This is a genomic window from Anaerovibrio lipolyticus DSM 3074, assembly GCF_900141865.1.
GTDB lineage: Bacteria > Bacillota > Negativicutes > Selenomonadales > Selenomonadaceae > Anaerovibrio > Anaerovibrio lipolyticus.
Window position 1 is genome coordinate 178,423 of record NZ_FQYW01000004.1, and the last position, 22,806, is coordinate 201,228.

The window sequence follows — 22,806 nt, forward strand, 5'->3', positions numbered from 1 at the left end:
TGATTTACTCACTTTCCAGTGTTTTTGATTGTATTACTTTTTTTCTTTTTTCTTTTTATCAATGAGCTCAATGGCCAGCTCAGCATTGTGCATGGCCAGACGACGAAGCTCAGCGAAAAGCTGCTCGTTTTTCTTGCTAAAGCCTGCTTTATCATTCCACTTGGCACGAACCTTGCTTACCAGCTCATCATACTTGACATTTTCCAGATCCCCAACAGGGCTTTCCCCTACAGACTCCAGGAATCTGTCAATCTTAGGATCATAGGAAACGCCTATCATCGGCACGCCCATAACCGCTGCAAAAATCAATGCATGGAGACGGACGCCAATAAGAAGATCCATGTTGCCCACAATGGATAACAACTCCTTGGTGGTGTATTCCTTATGAAGCACCACCGCATTACAGCTTGTCATGGATGCCACCATTTCAGCGCAATGTACATCCTCTGGATATTGCATTGGTAAAAATACAATGCGGGCATCAAATTCCTGGGCTATCTGGTCTGCGGCCCTGGCAATTACTGCCTTGTAATGGGTCCAGTCCTGCCACTCTCGAACGGAAATGCCCACCAATGGCTTGGCACCATAGGCATTGTTTTCCTTCAAAATAGTCCTGCCGATATTTCTGTCCACAGGATGAATGGCGTGAACCGGGTCAGAGGTACACTCAATGGCAGGATGGCGAATCTTCATCTGTGCCAATTCCCCTAATGAGCCCTTATCGCGAACCGTAATCTGCTTAATGCCATTACCAACTATACGCATAATCCAGCGGGCCATGCGCCCCTGAATTGGACCTATACCCTGAGCATACAGCATAACAGGGGTCCGAAGAAGCTCTGCCAGCACAATTATCATGAGATAATAATAAAGGCTGCGACGGGAGGTAACATTCTGCAAAAGACTGCCACCACCACTTATAAGGAGGTCTGCCTTGTACAGGGCACCTATAATACTTCCAATATCCAGCCAACCAATGGAATTCACCTGATGGCGTTCCCTGGTGTCAGCAGGATCAGCGGAAATAACCGTAATATTTAAATTTGGATCCAAATCCGACAATACTTCTACCATAGCTGCCAGCATTGCTTCATCGCCGGCATTTCTGGAACCGTAATACCCGGAAATTACAACATTACTCATGTCTGTTGTCATTCCTTATCTTTACTTATTTTTACAACTCAACTTTGGGGCAACAAATTTGCTCCAGAGCTGAATGAGAATCATACAGATAGCACCCACGCCGGCACCCAATACAATGCCACCAATGCCACGGGCAAAGGACATAAATACAGGAGAGCGCATGTGAGCGAAGGTCTCAACCATGGAGCCCTGACCGATGGTAGCCACCAGCACCAGAGCAAAGAGAACCATAGTCGGCCACTTACGGAACCAGCCCATTACAGCCAGCATAAATGCCGGATGACCAATGAGAAGCTCCTTGGAACGAGGACGGGCATACATGGCCTGCTCCAAAAATGCCCTGAACTTAAGCTCAGTGGCAGAAACAGGCATACCCATGGTATGACCGGAACGGGCCACAAAGATAACGCCAGCAACCAAAACCAAAAACAGTATCAAAAGAGACTTAACCTTCACAGGCATATCCAGCATCTTGCGGAACTGGTCCATAAAGCCCTCGGTGTCGTCCATCTTGCCATCGAATACATCGAAACGCTGCAGGAAGGCAATGGCCACCAAAATAATTGGCAACACAAAGGTGAGCTTAATGCCACGGAAGATATTAACCTCCAACAGATACTCCGTATCTGCAAGGGAACCGGAAAGGTAGGAGGCACCCACATAGGACATGATACCACAAGTAAAGAGGGCAATCACGCCAGTGGCAATCATCTTTGGCAAGGATGCCTTTTCATCGGCACTCTTGGCCCGGAAGCGGTCCATCTGCCAGATTACTGCAATAACTGGGAATACGTTGGCACTTAAGAGAGCAGCCACCACGCGAATTTTATTGCCGTGGCCCATGATAACAGGCCCCGCAGCAGCAATAATGCCAATTATCAGCAATCCATAAATGTACTTTTTCTTAAGCCCTGGAATTACCAGGCAAAGATACAATACACAGGCAGCAGCCACACCTATCATTACCAGAGCACGAAGCCAGCTGGCTGGATAAAAATGGTCAAACACACCAGCCTTGCCGATGGTGTAGCCCTGAGCCTCCAGCTTATCCCTTACAGCTGAAAAATATGTCATATTAGTTTCCAGCAGGGTCATGCCAGGAGCCGGCTTGTCAAATATCTTCAAGAGATTGTAACGGATGTTACGCTCAGCATCTGTATTTGCCCAGCGCTCCACACACTCGCCGATTTTCATCTTCTTCTGCTCATCCTTAGGAATGGAATAGAGGCGGGCAGAATGATAATCATTGGCCTTGGCAATATCCAGCATGCCATCCTGATGGAAGAACTGAAGCTGAGTTACCCCCTCAATCATACCAAGAGTGAGGTCACGCTCTGCCATTTTTTTGGCAGTATATTCGGAATAATCCGGAGCTCCCAAGGTCTGGGAACCGGAAAATACAATACCGGAAACCTTGTAGTTATCGATGCGCTTGAAGAAAGCATCCACATCGTCTTCGGTACATTTGTTGTAATTGGTAGGACGGGCCAAAACATAGAAGCCCCCCTTATTTACAGCCTCCATCTCATCAGTAGGCATACCCAAATCCATCTTCTCAAAGGACTCGAACTGGGCCTTTACTGCCAGCACTGTGGAGCCACCTACATTAAGAGCAGTAACCCGGTCCTTGCCCAGACGGCGCACCAAATCCTCATGAACCTCCTTGAAGGTCTGGTCATGATGCCCGGTAACATAAATCTCAGTGCCCTTAATGGTGCCGTCCTCCACCAGCTTACGCCAGTTAGGATCTGTCATAGCACCAGTATAATAGCTGGTGAGAACATCACTGCCATTAACAGCAGTAGTTTTGCCATTTACATTCAGCTTCTTGAAGGTGGTTTCATAAACCGCCAGAGAAGTGATGCCAGCGTCCTTGGCCTGCTTCATGACCTCTTCCACAGGCACGCCATCGCATTCAGCCAAGGCCACAAGGTCTTCGTAGTCCACAATAAGCTCTATGGAATTATTGCGAACCTCCACCTGATGACGCTGAATATTAATAAACAGTGAAGCAAAAAGGCCGATAATTATCAGCACTATTAATAATTTATTATACGCAAACTGCTTCATCGCAATTTAACTCCTTATTTACCAGTTGTGTGACGGCTGGCCTTAATAATAACCCGACCGTCCTGCATCTCCACATCATCCACCTCGGCCCGTACAGGCATTTTCTGCAAATCAAAGAGAAGAATATCCCCAAAGAAATTGCCCACCACGGCCTTTCCAAATACGGCATTTTTGATATCTAAATGGGTCATGTGAAAATAAACACCACCATTTTCCTCGAATACAGTCCCTTCCAGGGTAAGGTCTGCCGTGCGCCCCAGCAGCTTTACGGTGCCGGTGGCAGACAGCTTTTCCTTGTTCATGGTGGCAGTAATATTATCAACCTTTTCCAGCTTGTCCTGCAAAAGCATCTGAAGGGATTCCTGGGAAATAATGCCAGTCATTTCCAGCTTGTCTGCAGACCTTACTGCAGAACCATCCCGGGCATCCAGCTTGGTAAGGTCACCGTTGACATTTTCCCCGTCAAGGGTCAGCTTATCAACGCGGACCTGTCCCACCATGGCATTATCAGCATCAATATGAATACTGTCCATGTGGCCTGCCAAAAGCATAAATCCCGCCATGCTGGAAACCTTCACATTTACATTATCCGCCTTGGTGGCATCCTCAATACTGTGGGCAATGGAGCCCTGCACCACAAAGGGCAGAATCAGCTGGCAGAACACCAGCAACACCACTATTATGGCCATACCAAATTTTAATGCCTTATTCACAGTTATCTCCTAAAAATCCAATACTCAGTAATCGGCTGAGGAGGTACCGGGAGATGCAGTTGGGGACGTATTTTGCGTTGGTACTTAGTGAATCCAAGCTTTTAGCGTAGGATGAACTTAGTACCGCTACGCAAACTAGTGAGCGAGAGCGTTCCCCAATGCATCTCCTGGCACACCATCATGCGCATTTATATCTGATGGTTAGCCTTGGCCCGAAGGAAGGCCTCAATGAACATATCGATTTCACCGTCCATAACTGCACCGGTGTTACCAGTTTCAGCATTGGTACGATGATCCTTAACCATGTTGTATGGATGGAATACATAGGAACGAATCTGGCTGCCCCACTCGATCTTCTGCTGATCACCCTCAAGAGCAGCGATTTCCTTTTCCTTCTTTTCCTCCTCCAGCTCAAAGAGCTTGGCCCGAAGCATCTTCAGACACTGCTCGCGGTTCTGGAGCTGGGAGCGCTCATTTTGGCACTGAACCACAATTCCTGTAGGCTCATGGGTCATACGAACAGCGGAGGAAGTCTTATTGATGTGCTGACCACCGGCACCGGATGCGCGGTAGGTATCAACACGAACTTCATCCATATTAATCTTAACCTCTTCAGTGTCATCCAGCTCCGGCATAATATCACAAGCACAGAAGGAGGTATGACGACGGGCTGCGGAATCGAATGGAGAAATACGTACCAGACGATGTACGCCCTTTTCGGACTTCAAAAAGCCATAAGCGTTGTGTCCCTTGATAAAGAGAGTAACAGACTTAACGCCGGCCTCATCACCTGGGAGGAAGTCGGCAGTTTCCACAGTAAAGCCATGACGCTCAGCATAACGGCCATACATTCTAAGGAGCATGCTGGTCCAGTCCTGAGCCTCAGTGCCGCCGGCACCTGCATGAAGGGTCAGAATTGCATTGTTGGCATCATACTTGCCGGAAAGCATAACCTCCAGCTGAAGCTCCTCCAACGCCTTGTCAATCTCAGCCATATCGGCCTTGATATCCTCCTCCACGCTTTCATCCTTGTCATCCATGCCAATTTCCCACATTACCTGCACATCATCGTACTTGGCTACAAGGGCCTTATATTTATCAACACTAATCTTAACATCATTAAGCTCCTGGTTGATTTTCTGGGCACTTTCAGGATCATCCCAAAAAGTAGGCTCACCCATTTTATATTCCAATTCTGCAATTTTTTCTTCTTTATGAGCCACATCCAGAGCCTTTTCCATCTCGTTCAGTCGCTCCTGGAGTGCCGCAATACCTGGCTTCAAATCCTCCAGCATGTTCTCACATCCTATTTAAATTCATATTAATTAATGGACCTCATCCCCCTCCTGCGGAGGGACCTTCCCCAAGGGAGAAGGCCTGTAGCTAGTTGAGCTGCATCAATTGCCTTCCCCGCTGGGGAAGGTGTCAACGAAGTTGACGGATGAGGTTATTTATCACGACCGCAGCAATTTTTGTACTTTTTCCCGCTGCCACATGGGCATGGGTCGTTACGGCCAATCTTCTCGCCCTTTACAACAGGCTGCTTTTTGGCTGGCTCCTGGTCCCCTTCCCCTGAGGAATGGGAGCTCTTGGCCTGGGCCAGACGCTGCTTTGCCTGCTCCTCCATGGCACGCTGCTGCTCTGGAGTTATGATGTTTACGCGATACATCATGGTGGCAATATCAGTCTGAATGGCGTCAATCATGGACTGGAACATATCATGACCCTTGATTTTGTACTCAACCAGTGGGTTGCGCTGACCATAGGACAGGAGGCCAATACCCTCACGGAGCATATCCATATCATCAAGGTGCTCCATCCAATGATTATCAATAACACGAAGCATAACTATGCGCTCCAGCTCACGCATATTAGTCTCGCCAAACATCTTCTCACGAAGCTCATAGGCCTCAGTAGCCAAATTCATCAGAGTCTCCTGAACCTCATCGCGGCTCATTTCCTCCAGCTCCTCCAGCTTCAGTCTGCCGGCTGGGGCATAAATCTGCTCTGCATCCTTAATGAGGTCCCCAAGGGTCCACTGCTCAGGATACAGCTTGGCATTGGCATACTGGTCCATTTCGGACTCAATAATCTGGCCAATCATGTGCATGATGTGCTCCTTCAGGTCCTCACCCTTCAGCACCTGCTTGCGCTCCTTGTAGATAACCTCGCGCTGCTGGTTCATAACATCATCATATTCAAGGACATGCTTACGCATATCGAAGTTACGTCCTTCAACCTTCTTCTGGGCATTCTCGATGGATTTGGTAATCATCTTGTGCTCAATAGGGTCATCCTCACCCATGCCAAGACGGTCCATAATAGAGGAAATATTCTTGGCACCGAAAAGACGGAGGAGGTCATCCTCCAAGGACAGATAGAATCTGGAATTACCAGGGTCACCCTGACGGCCGGCACGACCGCGGAGCTGATTATCAATACGACGGGACTCGTGGCGCTCAGTACCTACGATAAAGAGACCACCAAGCTCCGGTACACCTTCCCCCAGCTTAATATCAGTACCACGACCAGCCATATTGGAGGCAATGGTAACAGCATTCTTCTGACCAGCGTCAGCGATTATTTCTGCTTCCTTCTCATGGAACTTTGCATTCAGTACGTTGTGGGAAATTCCACGTTTTCTCAGTATAGCACTGATTTCCTCAGACTGGGCAATGGAAGTAGTACCAATGAGAATTGGCTGACCAGTGGAATGAATCTTCTCCACATCATTGGCCACAGCCTTCAGCTTGGCACGACGGGTCTTGTAAATAACATCCGGGAAATCCACGCGCTTAACTGGCATATTGGTAGGAACAACCACTACAGGAAGGTTATAAATCTTGATAAACTCGTCTTCCTCAGTCTTGGCAGTACCGGTCATGCCACCCAGCTTCTTGTACATACGGAAATAGTTCTGGAAGGTGATGGAAGCCAGAGTCTGGGACTGACGGCGAACCTCCAGGCCTTCCTTTGCCTCAATAGCCTGATGCAGGCCATCGGAATAACGGCGGCCCTCCATAAGACGGCCTGTGAATTCATCAACGATAACGATTTCGTCATCCTTAACCACATAATCACGGTCACGCTTCATAAGAGCCTTGGCACGAAGAGCAGCAGTGAAGCAGTGGGACATTTCAATGTTCTCGGAATCGTACATATTATTTACGCCCAGGAACTTCTCCACCTTGGAAACTGCACCCTCAGATGGAGCAACAGTCTTCTGCTTCTCATCCACGGTGTAATCCTCACCGGCCTTCAGAATTTCAACAGCCTTGGCCATACGGGTATACATATCAGTAGACTTGGTACCGGCACCGGAAATAATCAGCGGGGTTCTGGCCTCATCGATAAGGATACTATCCACCTCATCCACGATGGCAAAGTTCAGCTCACGCTGTACCATCTGATTAATATCCACCACCATGTTATCACGGAGGTAATCAAAACCGTACTCATTGTTGGTACCAAAGGTAATATCACAGCTATATGCAAATTTACGCTCAGGGAAGTCCATATCATGCTTGATAAGACCTACACTAAGGCCCAGGAAGTTATAAAGACGTCCCATCCACTCACTATCGCGCTTTGCCAGATAGTCGTTGACGGTAACCATGTGAACGCCCTTGCCGGTAAGTGCATTAAGGTATACTGGCAAAGTTGCCACCAGTGTCTTACCTTCACCGGTACGCATCTCTGCAATTTTGCCCTCATGAAGGCAGATACCACCAATCATCTGAACATCAAAATGTCTCATGCCCAGCACACGGCGGGAGGCCTCACGAACTACGGCAAATGCCTCAGGAAGAATATCATCCAGGGTCTCGCCATTGGCAAGACGCTCCTTAAATTTCTCTGTATGTTTAACAAGGGAGGAGTCGCTAAGCTCGGTCAATTCTTCTTCATAAGAATTAATCTGGTCCACGATTGCTCTCATTCGTTTTATTTCTTTTTCATTATTGTCGCCTAAAAATCTTTTAAAGATGCCTAACAACAAAACTCACTCCTAACAAATTGGATATGTGCGCAAAAACACCTTTTAACAGTTTATCAAACTATCCTATATAAGTCAAAAGAAAGGATTATATTTTATATATGTAAGAAAACACATAGCAGTAAAAAGGCCGCTGCCCGCATGACCTACGAGCAACGGCCCCTTCTATGATTTACCGATCCTACAACCGGCAAAAATCTTTGTTAAGCTCTTGTCCGCTATTCTCTATCTGTTATCGGACTCGATCAAGCCATACTTACCATCGGAACGACGATAAACTACGTTGACTTCCTCAGTATCAGCGTCACGGAATACAAAGAAGTCATGGTTCAAAAGGTTCATCTGCATTATAGCCTCTTGTACATCCATAGGCTTTACAATAAACTTCTTGCGCTTAACGATTGGATAATCGTCTTCCTCATCCTCTACACGAGCCTGAGCAGCATTTGCAGCGAATGCTTCATCCAGCAGAGTGCCATCACGGAAGCGGCGCTGCATCTTGGTCTTATGCTTATGTATCTGGCGTTCCAGCTTTTCAATGACCAAGTCAATGGAGGCATACATGTCATGGGAGGCTTCCTCGCCCCGGAGGAGTACGCCCTGAACAGGAACGGTAACCTCAACGAGATGACGGTCCTTTAAGACGCTGAGTAATACAGAAATTTCGCCAACCGAATCGAAGTATCTGGTAATCTTACCGATTCTCTTTTCCACATAATCTCTCAGGGCTGGGGTAATCTCTACATTTTTACCTCTGATAGTGAATGTTGTCATACTAACATCCCCTTTCCATTTTCTATGATTATATTATTCGCCATTATAAGGAAAAACCCTTTTATTTAATTTCAAAATTCAATTAACTATATTTTTTCCACTTTAAAAGGTGTCCCGGAATCACTTCCAGAACACCTTGTGATTTGCAGTATATAAGAATTAGGCCTGCTTAACGACATTAGCTGCCTGAGGACCACGAGCACCCTCAACGATCTCGAATTCCACAGCCTGACCCTCGTTGAGAGTCTTGAAGCCTTCATCTACAATTGCGGAGAAATGTACGAAGATATCGTCGCCACCCTCGCGCTCGATAAATCCATAACCCTTTTCAGCACTAAACCACTTAACCTTACCTGTCATTTTTGAAACCTCCTAGAAATCCACGGTTAAAAACCGTTAAAACTTACCCTTTCAATATATCATCTATAGTTGGCAGACGCAACTATTTTAGCAAGAAGAATTTAACCCCCGAATACTCTTTTTGCAAAAAAAAATTAATGGCTAATCAATATTATATAATTAATATAGGCTTAGCCATTAATTTTAAATTTTTTATATGGTTCTGCAAAAATTTTTGCAAAATTCTCACAAAATTTTTGAGAAGAATAATCTGGTTCTTTCTTCCTTTGGATTATCAAAGACTTCCTTTGGAGGTCCCTGCTCAATAATCTGCCCCTCATCCACAAATAGGAGTCTGTCCCCCACCTCCCGGGCAAAGCCCATCTCATGAGTGACAATAGCCATGGTCATGCCCTTATCTGCCAATGACTTCATAACATCAAGTACCTCTTTTACCATTTCAGGATCAAGGGCTGAGGTTGGCTCATCAAACAGCATTACCTTAGGCTTCATGGCCAAGGCTCTGGCAATGGCCACACGCTGCTGCTGACCGCCGGAAAGCTGTGGTGGATAAGCCCCAGCCTTATCAGCAAGGCCGACCTGATTTAGCAGCTCCATGGCAGTCTTTTCTGCCTCTTCCTTGGAAATCTTGCGAACCTTCATCGGTGCAAGGGTAATATTCTGCAAAACCGTCATGTGGGGAAACAGATTAAAGCGCTGGAAAACCATGCCGATTTCCTCACGGGCCTTGTTAATATTTGCCTCACCATTCAGCTCGATACCGTCCACAACCACCTTGCCGGAGGTTGGCTCCTCCAACATGTTCATGCACCGAAGAAGGGTACTTTTACCGGAGCCTGATGGGCCGATAATAACCACAACTTCCTTTGGATTAATATGCAAATTTATTCCTTTTAATACTTCGTGATCCTCAAAGGATTTCCGCAAATCTTTAATATCTATCATGATGTCTTCAACCTCTTCTCCATATATGCCACCAGACGGGAAATTGCCAGAGTCATTACCAAATAAATAACGGCTACGCTAAGCCAGATCTCCAGGGAACCGTAAGTTCTGGCAATAATGAGCTGACCGCGACGGGTGAGCTCCTCAAAGCCGATAACGGAAACCAGAGAGGAATCCTTCAGCAAGGCAATAAATTCATTGCCAAGAGGTGGAACAATATTCTTGAAGGCCTGAGGCACAATGATATAGCGCATGGTTTGAACCCAGGTCATACCCAAGGAACGCCCGGCTTCCATCTGCCCCTTGTCAATGGCCTGAATACCAGCACGGAAGATTTCTGCCACATAAGCGCCGGAGTTAATACCACAGGCAGTTATGGCTGCCACAAATGGGTCCACACGCTGATCCAGCATTAAAGGCAGGGCAAAATAAATCAGGAAAATTTGCACCAAAAGAGGTGTGCCCCGTAAAAAGTCAATATACACTGCTGCCAGCATACGGAGAGGAGTCACATGGGAAATGCGGGCAATACCCACAAACATACCGATAATCATACCCAGTCCCACTGACAGGGCTGTAATCTTAATAGTAATACCCGCACCCAGCAAAAGCAGTGGGAAGGATTGTATTACCAAGTCAAAATTAAAACTCATGTTAATTCACCCGACCAATCTAAAAATGTATTTTTGCAAAATCATAAAATAATTATACATTGTTTATGAATATTTTTCCATACTTGGTCAAAAAATATTTTCACTTAATCATATCAAAGAAAAAGGCTGCCGCATATGATATGCACGCCATACGCAACAGCCTCTGTAAATATTTAATTATTTTTTGTTGCCAAACCACTTAGCGTAAATCTGGTCGTACTTGCCGTTATCCTTCAGCTTCTTCAAAGCCTCGTTAATCTTGGTCTGGAGCTCAGCATTATTCTTGTTGATAGCCATACCATAATCCTCAGAGGTTAAAAGCTCGGAAAGAACCTTTACATTGTCATTCTTGGACTCAACAATATATCTGTCGTTTACAGGGCGGTCATTGATAACTGCATCAACGCCCTTGGCATTCAGCTCAATAAAGGTATCAGCAGAGGAGTTCAACTCCTTGACCTCAGCACTGCCCAGCTTCTTGGCCTCAGTAGCGGAGGTGGTACCAATCTGAACTGCAATCTTCTTGCCCTTCAAATCCTGGAAGCCCTTGATGGAATCATCACTCTTGGCAACCATAATGGAAAGACCGGATTTATAATAAGGATCGGAGAAAAGAACCTTCTGCTTACGCTCATCGTTGATGGTCATACCAGAAATGATAACATCAATGTTGCCTGCCTCCAGGGATGGAATCAGACCATCGAATGCTACATTGTTAATCTCAACCTTGTAGCCCATTTCCTCACCGATAGCACGGATAAGATCCATATCGAAGCCCTCATAGGCACTAGGATCAGCGCCCTGGAACTCAAATGGAGCAAAGTCAGCGTTGGTGCCAACCTTCAGAACCTTCTCACCTTCTGCAGCCTTTTTTTCACTGCCGCAACCTGCTACCATAGCCATAACAGCCATCAAGGCAGCCATGCAAAGCACTAAAATTTTCTTTGACATGTTTAAATTTCCTCCTTGTGAATCAAAGTTAAACATTTTATGTACAAGAGAAGCCCGAAGAAATATATTCCCGGGCTTCTTCGCCATAACAAATTCAGTTAAAGATTAAGCATTCTTTTTTGCCTGGAAGCAGTCACGGCAATATACTGGACGGTCGTTCTTTGGCTCGAATGGAACCTCAGTCTCCTTACCGCACTCAGCGCATACTACAGTGAACATCTGACGCTGCTCTCTGGCGCCCTCGCCATCACGGCTGCGACGTCTCTTGTCGCGGCAATCGCGGCAACGTACAGGCTTGTTCTCAAAGCCCTTCTCTGCATAAAATTCCTGTTCCCCTGCGCTAAAGATGAACTCCTTGCCACAGTCCTTACATGTTAAAGTCTCGTCTACAAAAGCCATTAAAAAAATCCCCCATAATTCTGATTTGACATCCCACTGTACTCTTACTACTTACCTAATTTCAGGTGGTCAAAGAGACATCCTTACCCGTCAAGTATATATGTAAAAAAGAAAAAAAGCAAGCTAAACTTTACAATAGCAATCCCAAATTTGCTTAAATTTATTCTCCATATCCGCCATATACGACTTATTGTCCATTAGAGGCGATATTCGTATCATTTTTGGCAAATCATTGTGCAATTCATTCAATTTGTCCGCCTGCCGCCCCAACTGCACCGCCTTGCTGACATAAGCCCTCTGTCCATCGCTTATAAGCTCCGGCAACCCGGCGGCCTTAAGAATGGTTTCTCCGTATCTGGAGCCATGGCTGTGTCCCTTAAGGGAAATAACCGGCACTCCCATATACAGGGCATCACAAGTAGTAAGGCCCCCGCAATAAGGAGAAGTATCCAACGCAATGTCTATATCCCGATACTGGGCCAGATAGTCCGGACTAAAGGGCCGCAGCTCCAGCTTTTCCGGATTTCCCCCAATGCGACGGAACCGTTCACGAATAATATTCTGTCCAGATTCCACACTGCAGGTCTTGTTCTTGATTACCAGCTTGGAGGGAACACTCTCCAATATATTGCGCCACATCAGCAGTATATCATCGGTAACCTTGGCAAAATTATTGAAACAGCCATAAGTCACATAGCCATTGGTTTTAACTGGGGCATCACAGCCCTCTGCCTTTATGCTCCGCAATATCTCAGGAGCAAAGCACAGGTGACACCCATCCAGTTTCAGCAGCTTTTCCCTAAAATTAAGCTGATCCGCCACATCGGGACAACAGGTGGTATCCGTGAGAAAATAATCTACAGCACTAAGGCCGGTGGTATTAATGTACCCAATGCCGGAAATCTGCACAGGAGCAGGACGATATCCCAAAACAGGCAGGCAATTATTCTGACTGTGACCGGACAAATCTACCAAAATATCAATTCGGTCATCAAAAATCTGCTTTGCCACATGGCGACTGCTCTTGCCATGCATATCACGCCAAACATCCGGCATTTTTTTAAACCGCTGCGTAATATGATCAGCCTTGCCGGTGGAATATGCGTATATTTTAAAGTCATTGCGGTTGGCATCCCTTAAAAGGGGCGTAAAAAAATATGCCGCCGCATGCTGACGAAAGTCCGGAGAAATATACCCTATCCTCAGGGAATGATTTTTCCGCCGTTTCTCCCGATCATGAGGAAACTTAACTTCCGTTCTCAGAAGATGCTCAAACTGTTTATGCTGCTCAAGCTGCTGCTTGCTTCCACTGTCCCGATAGTTTGTCAAAAACAGGGCCTTACTGTGATACATAGCCTTTTTCTTAATATCTGACACCGTACGGCTGGCATTAAAGGTAGCTGCTGCCGCCTTATCCGCATAGCCCGCCAGCAAACAGGTGTCGGCATAAAAAGCATAGCCTCTTTCAATTATCCTATTGCTGATTTCTCCCCATATTCCCTTGCCTACACTGACATTAAACCGCTTAAAGAGCTGCTCGTAGGCCTCCATGGCCTTGTCCAGAATAAATTGGGCACCATAAAAGGCCGCTGTGGCAAAAAGGCCTCTCAGATTCGCCCTAAGGGCATTTTGCTGAGAATCAAGGTGCCACAGCTGGTTCAGTGCCGCTTCGGCGGTATCAAAGTCCTCCATATAAACTGAAGCCTCTGCTACCAAAGCCCAGCCTTCAGGATTATTCAGATTTGCATCCAAAAGCTCCCGGCCACAGGCCCTCATGTTGGAAAAATTACCTTCCTCCAAAAAATTCTCTGCCTGCCTGGACCAGGAAAAATCCTTTTCATTCATGCCCAAGTTCTACACCATCCAAATAATGCACTAAAACAACATTTTCATAAGAATATTGTCATCAAAATTTTTATTCACTAAAAATATTATTCGCTAAAAACAAATGAAATCCTTTATCCATTATACTATATTCTTCAAATTTCAGGATTTAACTCACCACCGTACTCCTTCAAGAATATTTTCTGGTATTTTTTATATGATGGATCCAGAGGCTTCTCCTTTGGACAATGAATACACCAAAAATCATCCTCCTGCTGTGGTACCACCACCCTATAGCCGTGACGCCACATTTCCATAGATTGGGCAATTTCATAAAAATGCCAGCCATTAAACAAATCCTCCCGCCACGGCAAATCCACCTGGGTGGCAAAGAGCAATCCATCCACAGCATCCACATCCACATAAGCTCCGTCAATATCCCGACAGGTGCTGTCCACCACGCTTTCAGCCTCACAGGCGTGAAGCACCCGCCCCACGGTACGCAGGCCATCCCACCATATACCGGTTTTAGGCAGCTTACGGGCCCCAATAACCCCCAGGGCCCCAATAGCTTTATCCTTAAATATATTGAGCAAATCACCAATAAAATTCTTGTTGGCAATAAAGGTATCCTGATGGATATAAACCTTGTATTTGGCATCCGTCTGCTTCATCCCCATGTTGTAGCCATGGCACATGGACTTAGCACCCCGTACAGGTATAAGCTCCACCTTCATTCCTTCAGGCACCTTTAAATTTTTAATATACAGCTGGCACTCATCGTACCAATCTTCTTTGTTTACACAGGTAATAAAGGCAATCTTTTGTTCAGGAGAAATATCCGCCATAGCGGAAGACTCTGTTATCGGTGCCTTATTCCGTACTGCTGAACACTCAACTGACTTTTCCGTTGAAGCTCCCACTGGCTTTTCCGCTAAGCATTCTTCACTATGAGGAATATACAGCACCTCCAGGGCTCTTACAAAGGTATCTGCCCATTCCCCATGACCCATACGCTGAAGCTGAAAAACAAAGTTTTCTGCAAAAGCCGTTCTATGAATAATAGCCTGCTTTACAAAATCTGCCACATATTCCGGGAAAATCATATTTTTCTCAAAGAGCTGCCACAGCCTTTCCGTATTTTCCGCCACATCAATGCCATACTCAATGCGACGAAGGCGATTAGACAGTTCCCGACGAATTTCCTTGGTATAGAGCTTTTTCAGGGCAATAATCTCCCCAATGGATTTAGTGGCCTGTACCAGCCATGTCCGCACCCCTAAATCGTTGGAATGATTTTCAAACCCCATATTTTCCAGTCTGCCTATAAAATCCACATCCACCTTAGAGCCGTCATCAGCCGGCAAGAAAGAGGCATCCTTATAAAATGAGGCCGCCAAAAGGGACAGCATTTCGTCCCTGGTAAATACATGGGTGCATACGTGATAAAAATGCCCCCCCATTAAATCGCGGATATTTTTCCAATAGCGGGCATTGGTAAAGGAGGTCAAAAGACGTCCCGTGTCCTTTAAGTAAAGTCCCAGCCCCGAAGCAATATCCTGAGGATTCCAGGCCTCCAAAAACAGCTCCTCACCTAAAATAATATCGAAATATTCTTCCTCCAGAGGCAGCTTCTCACCGAGGTAATTCACCGTAACCCAACGAATTTCCATATCCTGAAATTCTTCATCCTGGGGCAGGTCATCATCTGCTGCCACCACAAAAAGCTCCGCCCGTGGCATCAGCGAGCGAAGCTTATGAATGTATTCCACATTTTCAATGAGGAGTACCTTCAGAGGTTCCTCCGTCTCATGTATAAAGTTAAGTAAGCAAAGGGCCTTTTCTTCAGTCATTTTTCTTCCTATTCCATTAAGCGGTGGTATAACTTCTCCACCTGGGCAGCATATCCCTGTTCATCCATTAAAGGGGAGCCCTTCACCATATCCCGCAGCTGAAACCGCAAATCGCACAATATATCAGGATTATTCCCCAAAGCCGCAGCAATTTTCACATACTCCTCGGCATTATCCGTAGCCATATCCCCAAGGCCCACGTTCATCAGCATACTATAGCCAAAGCGCTGACCCCGACTGTCACCGTATAGGCTTACCACAGGAACCCCCATGTACATGGCTTCAAAGGTGGTCATTCCTCCAGTATAAGGGAAGGTATCCAAAGCTATATCCATGTCCCCATATTGGTTAAGATAGTCCTGACTAAAAGGACGAAGCTCCACCCGCTCAGGTGAAATACCACATTTTTCCAGCCGCTTTTCCATATATTCACGGCCACTTTCACTGTCAAACAGCTTATGCTTCAAAAGAAGCCGGCTGTTGGGTACTTTGTTCAAAATCTCTCCCCAAAGCCGAAGCATATCATCAGTAACCTTGCTGAAATTATTAAAGCAGCCAAAGGTTATAAAGCCATTTTTCTTCCACGGAGTCTCCACAACCTCTGGCATTTTTTTAAATAAATGGAAGCAAAAATGACTTCCCTTCACAGCCAAAAGCCGTTCCACATAGGCATCCTGTTTTTCAGAGATGCAGCAATACTCATCCCCCAGCACGTAATCCACGGACTTCATACCGGTACTGCCCACCCAGCCAATGGCTGACAGCTGAATTTTAGCCGGCTTGTAGGCCAGAACCGGCAACATATTATTGGAGGTATGTCCCCCCAAATCCACCAATATGTCTATTTCATCAATATAAATCTGACGGGCGATTTTATCATGACTCCAGCCATACACCTGGCGCCACACGTCAGCCTTTTCACGGAAGGCCTTGGTCACTGAATCCTCACCCTTATTTCCGCAGTAGCAGAAAATCTGGAAATCCTTGCCATTGGCCTTATCCACCAAGGGCCACAGCAATGATGACACAGGATGCTGCTGATAATCACTGGAAAGATAGCCTATGCGGATGCGATGATGGTTCCAACGCTTTTCAGAAACAGAGCCCACATTACCCTCGGACAGCAATGCATCATAGCCGGAGTAAAGGACACGCCAAAACTCCCTGTCAGTATTTGGCAGGGATGCCGCTGCAAAGATGGCATTACTATATTCCACCAGCCGCTGGCGCCAATCTGTTTCCGTCTCCACCGATTGCAGAAAGCTCTCCACAGCCTTATCTGCCCGGCCGACGGTATTGTAGGCCTGTCCCAGCAAGCTGTACACCGTCCCCCTTAAGTCCGGCTCATCCTCACAGCCACTTTTCTCCAGCTGCTCCAATATGGACAGCTCCCCCAGCACATCCTCAAGGGAGCGCTTGATATACGCCCCCAAAAGCTGTGCCTTGGAAACCTGGGAGCCCCCTGCATCCAGCAGAGCCCCCATGGCATTATCCGCCTCCTGGAACCGCCCCATTTTCCATAGGTCATGAATCTTGATATAAAGTTTCCAACATTCCTTGCTCATTTCTGCCATAAAATTCACCCATCACAAAATGATTTCAAAACTAAACCGAAGCCACCAGCTTTCCGCAGGCAAAAACATACATATTTACTTTCTTCTCCACACTCCGCCAAAATTCCTATCTGTTCACTAATAAATTTAAAACATGTTAAGACATTTATAATGCCATTATTCAAACTTTTCTTCTTTATAAAAATCTTCCAATTAGCCTTTAATTATGATCAGCATTTACATAACTGCCTAAGCAACACACACAATTCCTTTTCCTCAAATACCACATAATCTGCCACAGACACAGCAGCCGGAGCCGGACTATGGGTAAGTCCGGAAGCAATTGCCACATCAGCCTCTCGCATAGCTTCTACGTCATTGTTGCCATCCCCGACAAAAACGACCCTATGACCATCTGCTTTGTACCGCTGCACCAAATCTTCCTTCTTTAAAATTTCAACAATCCTTGCAACCTGATTATTTTCCGTTTCTCCCAAGGAACAAAAGCATTCACAGCCAATTTTCTTAGCCAAATCTTCTATCCAGCAGTTCAGATTCCCTGTGGCAATACTGCACATATCCACATTATTTTGAATAAATCTCACCAGCTCACCATAAATTTCCACCTGGCTCAGCAACTGATTTATTTTACTGACAGGCAGCTTGCCCAAAATATTTACTCGTTGAATAAAGGATTCAATAAAAGGCACCTCACCAGCCACTGTGGCCCGGGTCAATTCTTCTATTTTTTCCTCAACCTTAAAATGCCTTGCTATAAGCGGCAAGGTTTCTTCCTTGGTAATCGTACCATCCAAATCAAAAATAAATTTTGTCATTAATACCTCGACTTAAATAATGGTATCATTTACTTTTTCTTAACTAGCTCTGTCTCTGCTTTTTCCAACGCCTTGGCGATAGTCACATCCATATCATAATAGGAATATGTACCCAGGCGTCCGCCAAATACTACATTAGTCAGCTTAGCTGCCTCTTCCTTATAACGGGCGTATAATACACTGTTCTTCTCATCATTAACAGGATAATAAGGCTCATCACCCTTTTTCCATTCAGAGGAATATTCCCGTGAAATAACGGTTTTTGGCAAATCATTGCCATTTTCATCCTTGCCAAACTCGAACCACTTGTGCTCAATAATTCTGGTCCAGGGGGTCTCCCTATCGGTGTAATTCACCGCCGCATTGCCCTGAAAGCTCGGCTTATTAAGCAGCTCATTTTCAAAACGAACAGAACGATATTCCAAGGTCCCCAGCTTGTAATCGAAAAATTCATCTATTGGACCCGTGTAAATAATCTTTTCAGCCACCTGCTCATACTCAGAACGATACTTCAGATAATCCACTCCAAGACGCACCTCAATTCCATCAAGAAGATTTTCTATGACCTTGGTATAGCCTCCCATAGGAATTCCCTGATAAAGGGCATTGAAATAATTATTGTCATAGGTGTAGCGCACTGGAAGGCGCTTAATTATAAAAGCAGGCAAATCCTTACAATCCCGCCCCCACTGCTTTTCCGTGTAGCCTTTAATAAGCTTTTCAAAAATATCACGGCCCACCAGAGAAATGGCCTGTTCCTCCAGATTCTTAGGCTCACCCTTTATCTCCTGACGCTGCTCAGCAATTTTTGCCGCCGCTTCCTCAGGAGTCACCACTCCCCACATTTTATTGAAGGTGTACATATTAAAAGGCAGAGAATAAATCTCCCCCTTGTAGTTAGCCACCGGAGAATTGGTGAAGCGGTTAAACTCCCCAAATTTTGTTATATACTGCCAAACCTTTTTGTCATTAGTATGGAAAATATGGGCACCGTACTTATGGACATTGATACCCTCCACCTTTTCCGTGTAAACGTTGCCACCAATATGATCCCGCCGATCGATAACCAATACCCTTTTCCCTGCTGCCCTGGCCTGCTGGGCAAACACAGCCCCAAAAAGGCCAGAGCCTACCATTAAATAATCGTATTTCATAAATTTTTCCCCTTAAAATTTAATCAACTATCCAACTCTCAGCCATTCTAAATGCTGGCCACATCTTTTCTATTGCATTTCGACTCAATCCATTTTTTAGCTAATTCGCGCCAATTTTCTTTAACTACCCTAAACATATCAGCAACAATTATCTTTGCTTCAGACAATTCAATATCATAATATCTTGCCGAATAGATTATCATTCTTCGTATAGCACAACTCCGTCCCTCTTTATCGACTCCAGTAAGTCCTCATTACATGGCTCATCCAAGTCCACCACATCAAACATCAATAACGTAGGGACTATGTCAGATTCATCAACATCCAGAGTAAAGCGGACTCTATCTCCGCCGGATATGGCCAAATCAATATCGCTGCGCTCCCAATTATCACCACGGGCGCGACTGCCAAATAAAATCACCTTTTTTACTCCACATTTCCTGGCAAGCTCTATTATCTTATCCTTAACCTTTTCAGGCAAATTCATTGCCGGCACCTCACAACCAATTTTCAATCAACTCTTGACGTAGTTTTTCAAACATAACTATAAATTTGCTCTGGGTGTCTTTTATTATGGACAAGGCTATTTCATCACTATAGGAATGCACCACATTATTTCGTGCCCTTAACGCCGCGCTCCAAAGCTCTTCATCATCAATCATTTCAGCCTGAAAGGCAAGCTTAATTATGGCATTAGGTGAACCTAATTTCCGTTCTCCATAACCATTAAATTCCAGACGCTCCTTCATAGCCTTCCATGCCTGTTCAAAACAAATTTCGAACAAAGACACCATTCCAGCCTCAGTAATGGCATCATAGGGTGGTGTTTTTCCTTCAATTGTTTTTAAATTATCCAATGCTTTAAGGAAATTACACACTTTTTTATGAATATCTGGTTGCAAATCAACCATTTGCTTTTCTTCAAACATATATTTTTCCTTTCATCCAGTTCACTATACACTGTCTAGCTCCATTATATCTGGATCTTTTTTCAATTATAACGCCATTGTTCAAATTTTTCTTCTTTAGAAGAAAAATCTTCCAATTAGCGTTTTGCCACAGGCACTAGCTACGCGTCGCAACGAGCTGGGAGATATGCTCACCAGCTGTTGTAGTTTGTTTTCCCCCACCTAAAGAGGAAGGGGACATCTTAAAGCTCGTTATACCGATTTATGGAAATAATATAGCTTACGGCCCATTTTTCCAAAGAAATCAGCAAGTAAAATCTCAAAAATAACTCTATTTTATCCTAATAAAGCGACAAGACTTTTTCAAGAGACTTTTATGATAATATTGCGACTCTTTAAAACGACTTTTAGTGCGCCCATGCTGGGCGCACCACAAACAGCGGAGGGCATGGATGCCCCCCCGCTGTTTCAATAAGCCACCAGTTAGACCTTGACCGGTTATTTACCCAAAAATCTCCCATATTCTTCCCTACAGAGTACATGACGATAACCTGCGGAATAACCGCCTTTTTCACCTTTACCTACAGACAGTTTAAAACCGGATTTGCCTTCAAACAGCATTACACAGTCGGAACCGCCGAATAAGAAATAGCCCAGCTCGTCCCCTTTTTTCACTTTTGCCCCAGGCTTTATCGTTTCAATAAAATTAACACTGGAAACCTGCCCCATCCCCACTGGAATAACGGCCACCATTCCATAGTCTGTCTTTATAAGAACACAGCCTCTTGTTTCCACACTTTGCCATGAAAGGGAATTTGATTCCAAAACATACAACTCTTTATCCTTGTCCCAATAAACAATTCCTCCAACCGCATTGGCATAGGGAATTTTATATACTGCTTCAACGACTCCGGACACAGGGAAATGATATCTGTGATAATCATCATAATTTAGATAGGTATGTGTCAATATTCCGTTGTGAAATAATTTCGCGTACTCAGCTCCCGGCTCCCCCAGCAGCTGCTCAACAGACACAAAAGTGGAATCCTTAATTATTACACCGTCTTCCCTTTTAATAGGATCGGCGTAGAACCTTCCGGATTCATCGATATTCCACACGCCCTGGGGAAGGGAATCCGCAGGTGAAACAACAACCCTATCGTCGTTAGGTTCGGCAATCGGACGGGCATTTCCATTTGACAGCTTTCTGGAGAAAAATTCGTTGAATGAATGCCAGTTATCCGGTGATTCATACCACCCCTTATCAAGATTCCAGGATGGATCACGAAGAAGCATATCCAAGTATTCCTGTTTCCACGATGCTTCTGAATCCAGGAAATCCCGCCATGTATTGTTGTACTCTGTCAACCACGTATATATTGGTTCAAGGTACTCTACAGACGGATAGAACAGCTCTTTATCCTTAAGCTCTTCCAGTGGTTGATCCAAAAGCCAATACACATAGAGGATGCTCTGATCACATTTTGTGGAAAAGTTTCCGTATCGTTCCTCTGGCATGATATTCCAAGGCATACAGGTTACTGTATAGTCCAGGAAACCATAGAGCTCATCCAAAGATTGCACCGGATTGGTTGTCCTGTCCGGATTGATAATTGATGCCTGTTTAATAGACTTTTCCACCAAGATTTGTATATCAGGATTGTTAATCATTACCTCCCTGAAGCTTGTGGAAGCCTTTGACCGCCCTACAGCCGTCGAAATACCTGCTGGCTGTTCAGCTTGCGCAGCTATAGCATCGCTTATCCACAGCGTACTCATTGCCAGCAATAAAGCACAAAGCCATATTGCCACAAAGTTTTTCCTTTTCATAATAAAATCCTCCTCATGTAATCTTGCGACATCTCTTTAACACTCCGGTTTTCTCAGTCTTTCATAATTATTATATGATTATCTAATGTCTGCTCAATTATACCTTGTCCTATACAATTCTATTATCCCACAGCGTAATCCTGCAAAAACAAGATATTTCTTTCCGGCTGCGCCAAATTTGGGGCAAAAGAAAACTGCCGCACATTTGTACAGCAGCACTAAGACTATTCCTTTAACTATCGACTTATTCTTCCGCTCTAAAATTCAATTTTCGCATATAGTCGCTTACACCATAAAGGACTCTATCAACAAGTATTTCATTTTTATCTAAGCGGTAAAATGCAATGTAGACCTTATATGTAAGAAAATAATATCCCGTAAAGCCATTTTCATAATATAGTGGGGAGCCAGGCCTTGGATAATCCGCCTTAGCTTCAATTTTTTCTATTAATTCATTCATATATTTTTGAGTTATCTCAAAATCATTTGATGCGTCAAGCACCTCTCTCCATACACGGTCGAGATCGCGTAGCGCCGTTGGTGAATATTTTATAACATATTTCATGGACGCTTACCACGAAAATATGCTCGTACATCTTCAGAGGAAATATATCCTTCTTCCTCTCCAGAGCATCGTCCTTCATTTAATTCACACATGAGCCTTAGCATGGCCTTGGTTTTTTCGAATTCTTCATCTTCTGCTATATCGCGAATTGTATATCTCCCCCGACCATTTACGGTCAAGTGTACCGGAGAGCCAACAGAGACTTTATCCAATATTGTATTATAATTGCGCAAATCTGAAACCGGACTGATATTAGCCATATACTCACACCCTCTATTTTT

At 45.0% G+C, this 22,806-nt stretch carries 21 protein-coding genes; all 21 read right to left on the minus strand.

Annotated features, from left to right (window positions below):
• Nucleotides 1-33 precede the first annotated feature (33 nt).
• The 21 genes from csaB to B6K08_RS02115 all read right to left on the minus strand — a co-directional run bounded on the left by csaB (nucleotide 34) and on the right by B6K08_RS02115 (nucleotide 22,785).
• Entirely contained in the window at nucleotides 34-1,143 is a 1,110-nt protein-coding gene (gene csaB, locus B6K08_RS02015) for a polysaccharide pyruvyl transferase CsaB (RefSeq protein WP_039205960.1), read from the minus strand.
• Nucleotides 1,144-1,164: 21 nt separating this feature from the next.
• Nucleotides 1,165-3,213: a DUF5693 family protein gene (locus B6K08_RS02020; RefSeq protein WP_080325226.1), complete on the minus strand. Its 2,049-nt coding sequence runs from the start codon at nucleotides 3,211-3,213 to the stop codon at nucleotides 1,165-1,167.
• Between the two features lie 14 nt (nucleotides 3,214-3,227).
• Complete coding sequence (locus B6K08_RS02025; RefSeq protein ID WP_039211459.1) at nucleotides 3,228-3,926, minus strand: LmeA family phospholipid-binding protein; 699 nt, start codon at nucleotides 3,924-3,926, stop codon at nucleotides 3,228-3,230.
• Nucleotides 3,927-4,114: 188 nt separating this feature from the next.
• Entirely contained in the window at nucleotides 4,115-5,221 is a 1,107-nt protein-coding gene (gene prfB / locus B6K08_RS02030; RefSeq protein ID WP_039211461.1) for a peptide chain release factor 2, read from the minus strand.
• Nucleotides 5,222-5,373: 152 nt separating this feature from the next.
• Complete coding sequence (gene secA / locus B6K08_RS02035; RefSeq protein ID WP_080325227.1) at nucleotides 5,374-7,920, minus strand: preprotein translocase subunit SecA; 2,547 nt, start codon at nucleotides 7,918-7,920, stop codon at nucleotides 5,374-5,376.
• A gap of 225 nt (nucleotides 7,921-8,145) precedes the next feature.
• The gene (gene hpf, locus B6K08_RS02040; protein ID WP_027397388.1) at nucleotides 8,146-8,694 is read right to left on the minus strand and encodes a ribosome hibernation-promoting factor, HPF/YfiA family; all 549 of its coding nucleotides are present in this window, start codon (nucleotides 8,692-8,694) and stop codon (nucleotides 8,146-8,148) included.
• A 159-nt stretch (nucleotides 8,695-8,853) separates the two neighbouring features.
• On the minus strand, nucleotides 8,854-9,054 hold the full coding sequence (locus B6K08_RS02045) for a cold shock domain-containing protein (protein ID WP_027397389.1): 201 nt from the start codon (nucleotides 9,052-9,054) through the stop codon (nucleotides 8,854-8,856).
• 225 nt (nucleotides 9,055-9,279) lie between these two features.
• Nucleotides 9,280-9,999 (minus strand): amino acid ABC transporter ATP-binding protein, encoded by a 720-nt coding sequence (locus B6K08_RS02050; RefSeq protein ID WP_027397390.1) that lies wholly within the window; start codon nucleotides 9,997-9,999, stop codon nucleotides 9,280-9,282.
• Nucleotides 9,996-10,652: an amino acid ABC transporter permease gene (locus tag B6K08_RS02055; protein ID WP_027397391.1), complete on the minus strand. Its 657-nt coding sequence runs from the start codon at nucleotides 10,650-10,652 to the stop codon at nucleotides 9,996-9,998. Before B6K08_RS02055 ends, B6K08_RS02050 begins: the two co-directional genes overlap by 4 nt.
• 177 nt (nucleotides 10,653-10,829) lie before the next feature.
• Nucleotides 10,830-11,603, minus strand: coding sequence for a basic amino acid ABC transporter substrate-binding protein (locus B6K08_RS02060; protein ID WP_039211468.1), 774 nt, complete (start codon nucleotides 11,601-11,603; stop codon nucleotides 10,830-10,832).
• A 105-nt stretch (nucleotides 11,604-11,708) separates the two neighbouring features.
• Complete coding sequence (locus tag B6K08_RS02065; RefSeq protein WP_027397393.1) at nucleotides 11,709-12,002, minus strand: zinc-ribbon domain containing protein; 294 nt, start codon at nucleotides 12,000-12,002, stop codon at nucleotides 11,709-11,711.
• A 123-nt stretch (nucleotides 12,003-12,125) separates the two neighbouring features.
• Complete coding sequence (locus B6K08_RS02070; RefSeq protein ID WP_039208877.1) at nucleotides 12,126-13,847, minus strand: O-linked N-acetylglucosamine transferase, SPINDLY family protein; 1,722 nt, start codon at nucleotides 13,845-13,847, stop codon at nucleotides 12,126-12,128.
• A 134-nt stretch (nucleotides 13,848-13,981) separates the two neighbouring features.
• A complete protein-coding gene (locus tag B6K08_RS02075; protein ID WP_039208894.1) occupies nucleotides 13,982-14,674 on the minus strand; it encodes a glycosyltransferase family protein in 693 nt (230 codons plus the stop codon).
• Nucleotides 14,675-15,687: 1,013 nt separating this feature from the next.
• Nucleotides 15,688-17,253, minus strand: coding sequence for an O-linked N-acetylglucosamine transferase, SPINDLY family protein (locus tag B6K08_RS02080; protein ID WP_080325229.1), 1,566 nt, complete (start codon nucleotides 17,251-17,253; stop codon nucleotides 15,688-15,690).
• Between the two features lie 209 nt (nucleotides 17,254-17,462).
• Nucleotides 17,463-18,068 (minus strand): HAD-IB family phosphatase, encoded by a 606-nt coding sequence (locus B6K08_RS02085; RefSeq protein ID WP_039208881.1) that lies wholly within the window; start codon nucleotides 18,066-18,068, stop codon nucleotides 17,463-17,465.
• A gap of 29 nt (nucleotides 18,069-18,097) precedes the next feature.
• A complete protein-coding gene (glf, locus tag B6K08_RS02090; RefSeq protein WP_039208886.1) occupies nucleotides 18,098-19,222 on the minus strand; it encodes a UDP-galactopyranose mutase in 1,125 nt (374 codons plus the stop codon).
• 199 nt (nucleotides 19,223-19,421) lie between these two features.
• Nucleotides 19,422-19,709: a nucleotidyltransferase family protein gene (locus B6K08_RS02095; RefSeq protein WP_027397404.1), complete on the minus strand. Its 288-nt coding sequence runs from the start codon at nucleotides 19,707-19,709 to the stop codon at nucleotides 19,422-19,424.
• A gap of 10 nt (nucleotides 19,710-19,719) precedes the next feature.
• Nucleotides 19,720-20,151: an HI0074 family nucleotidyltransferase substrate-binding subunit gene (locus B6K08_RS02100; protein ID WP_234985152.1), complete on the minus strand. Its 432-nt coding sequence runs from the start codon at nucleotides 20,149-20,151 to the stop codon at nucleotides 19,720-19,722.
• Between the two features lie 477 nt (nucleotides 20,152-20,628).
• The gene (locus B6K08_RS02105; protein ID WP_080325230.1) at nucleotides 20,629-21,960 is read right to left on the minus strand and encodes a phosphatidylserine decarboxylase; all 1,332 of its coding nucleotides are present in this window, start codon (nucleotides 21,958-21,960) and stop codon (nucleotides 20,629-20,631) included.
• Between the two features lie 244 nt (nucleotides 21,961-22,204).
• Nucleotides 22,205-22,525, minus strand: coding sequence for a type II toxin-antitoxin system RelE/ParE family toxin (locus B6K08_RS02110; protein WP_080325231.1), 321 nt, complete (start codon nucleotides 22,523-22,525; stop codon nucleotides 22,205-22,207).
• Nucleotides 22,522-22,785 (minus strand): prevent-host-death protein, encoded by a 264-nt coding sequence (locus B6K08_RS02115; RefSeq protein WP_037330050.1) that lies wholly within the window; start codon nucleotides 22,783-22,785, stop codon nucleotides 22,522-22,524. Before B6K08_RS02115 ends, B6K08_RS02110 begins: the two co-directional genes overlap by 4 nt.
• Nucleotides 22,786-22,806: the final 21 nt, after the last annotated feature.

Coding starts and splice junctions, on each gene's coding strand:
- csaB (WP_039205960.1), bottom strand. CDS start 1,143: ATGAGTAATGTTGTAATTTCCGGGTATTACGGTTCCAGAAATGCCGGC.
- B6K08_RS02020 (WP_080325226.1), bottom strand. CDS start 3,213: ATGAAGCAGTTTGCGTATAATAAATTATTAATAGTGCTGATAATTATC.
- prfB (WP_039211461.1), bottom strand. CDS start 5,221: ATGCTGGAGGATTTGAAGCCAGGTATTGCGGCACTCCAGGAGCGACTG.
- hpf (WP_027397388.1), bottom strand. CDS start 8,694: ATGACAACATTCACTATCAGAGGTAAAAATGTAGAGATTACCCCAGCC.
- B6K08_RS02045 (WP_027397389.1), bottom strand. CDS start 9,054: ATGACAGGTAAGGTTAAGTGGTTTAGTGCTGAAAAGGGTTATGGATTT.
- B6K08_RS02050 (WP_027397390.1), bottom strand. CDS start 9,999: ATGATAGATATTAAAGATTTGCGGAAATCCTTTGAGGATCACGAAGTA.
- B6K08_RS02055 (WP_027397391.1), bottom strand. CDS start 10,652: ATGAGTTTTAATTTTGACTTGGTAATACAATCCTTCCCACTGCTTTTG.
- B6K08_RS02060 (WP_039211468.1), bottom strand. CDS start 11,603: ATGTCAAAGAAAATTTTAGTGCTTTGCATGGCTGCCTTGATGGCTGTT.
- B6K08_RS02065 (WP_027397393.1), bottom strand. CDS start 12,002: ATGGCTTTTGTAGACGAGACTTTAACATGTAAGGACTGTGGCAAGGAG.
- B6K08_RS02070 (WP_039208877.1), bottom strand. CDS start 13,847: ATGAATGAAAAGGATTTTTCCTGGTCCAGGCAGGCAGAGAATTTTTTG.
- B6K08_RS02075 (WP_039208894.1), bottom strand. CDS start 14,674: ATGGCGGATATTTCTCCTGAACAAAAGATTGCCTTTATTACCTGTGTA.
- B6K08_RS02080 (WP_080325229.1), bottom strand. CDS start 17,253: ATGGCAGAAATGAGCAAGGAATGTTGGAAACTTTATATCAAGATTCAT.
- B6K08_RS02085 (WP_039208881.1), bottom strand. CDS start 18,068: ATGACAAAATTTATTTTTGATTTGGATGGTACGATTACCAAGGAAGAA.
- glf (WP_039208886.1), bottom strand. CDS start 19,222: ATGAAATACGATTATTTAATGGTAGGCTCTGGCCTTTTTGGGGCTGTG.
- B6K08_RS02095 (WP_027397404.1), bottom strand. CDS start 19,709: ATGAATTTGCCTGAAAAGGTTAAGGATAAGATAATAGAGCTTGCCAGG.
- B6K08_RS02100 (WP_234985152.1), bottom strand. CDS start 20,151: ATGTTTGAAGAAAAGCAAATGGTTGATTTGCAACCAGATATTCATAAA.
- B6K08_RS02105 (WP_080325230.1), bottom strand. CDS start 21,960: ATGAAAAGGAAAAACTTTGTGGCAATATGGCTTTGTGCTTTATTGCTG.
- B6K08_RS02110 (WP_080325231.1), bottom strand. CDS start 22,525: ATGAAATATGTTATAAAATATTCACCAACGGCGCTACGCGATCTCGAC.
- B6K08_RS02115 (WP_037330050.1), bottom strand. CDS start 22,785: ATGGCTAATATCAGTCCGGTTTCAGATTTGCGCAATTATAATACAATA.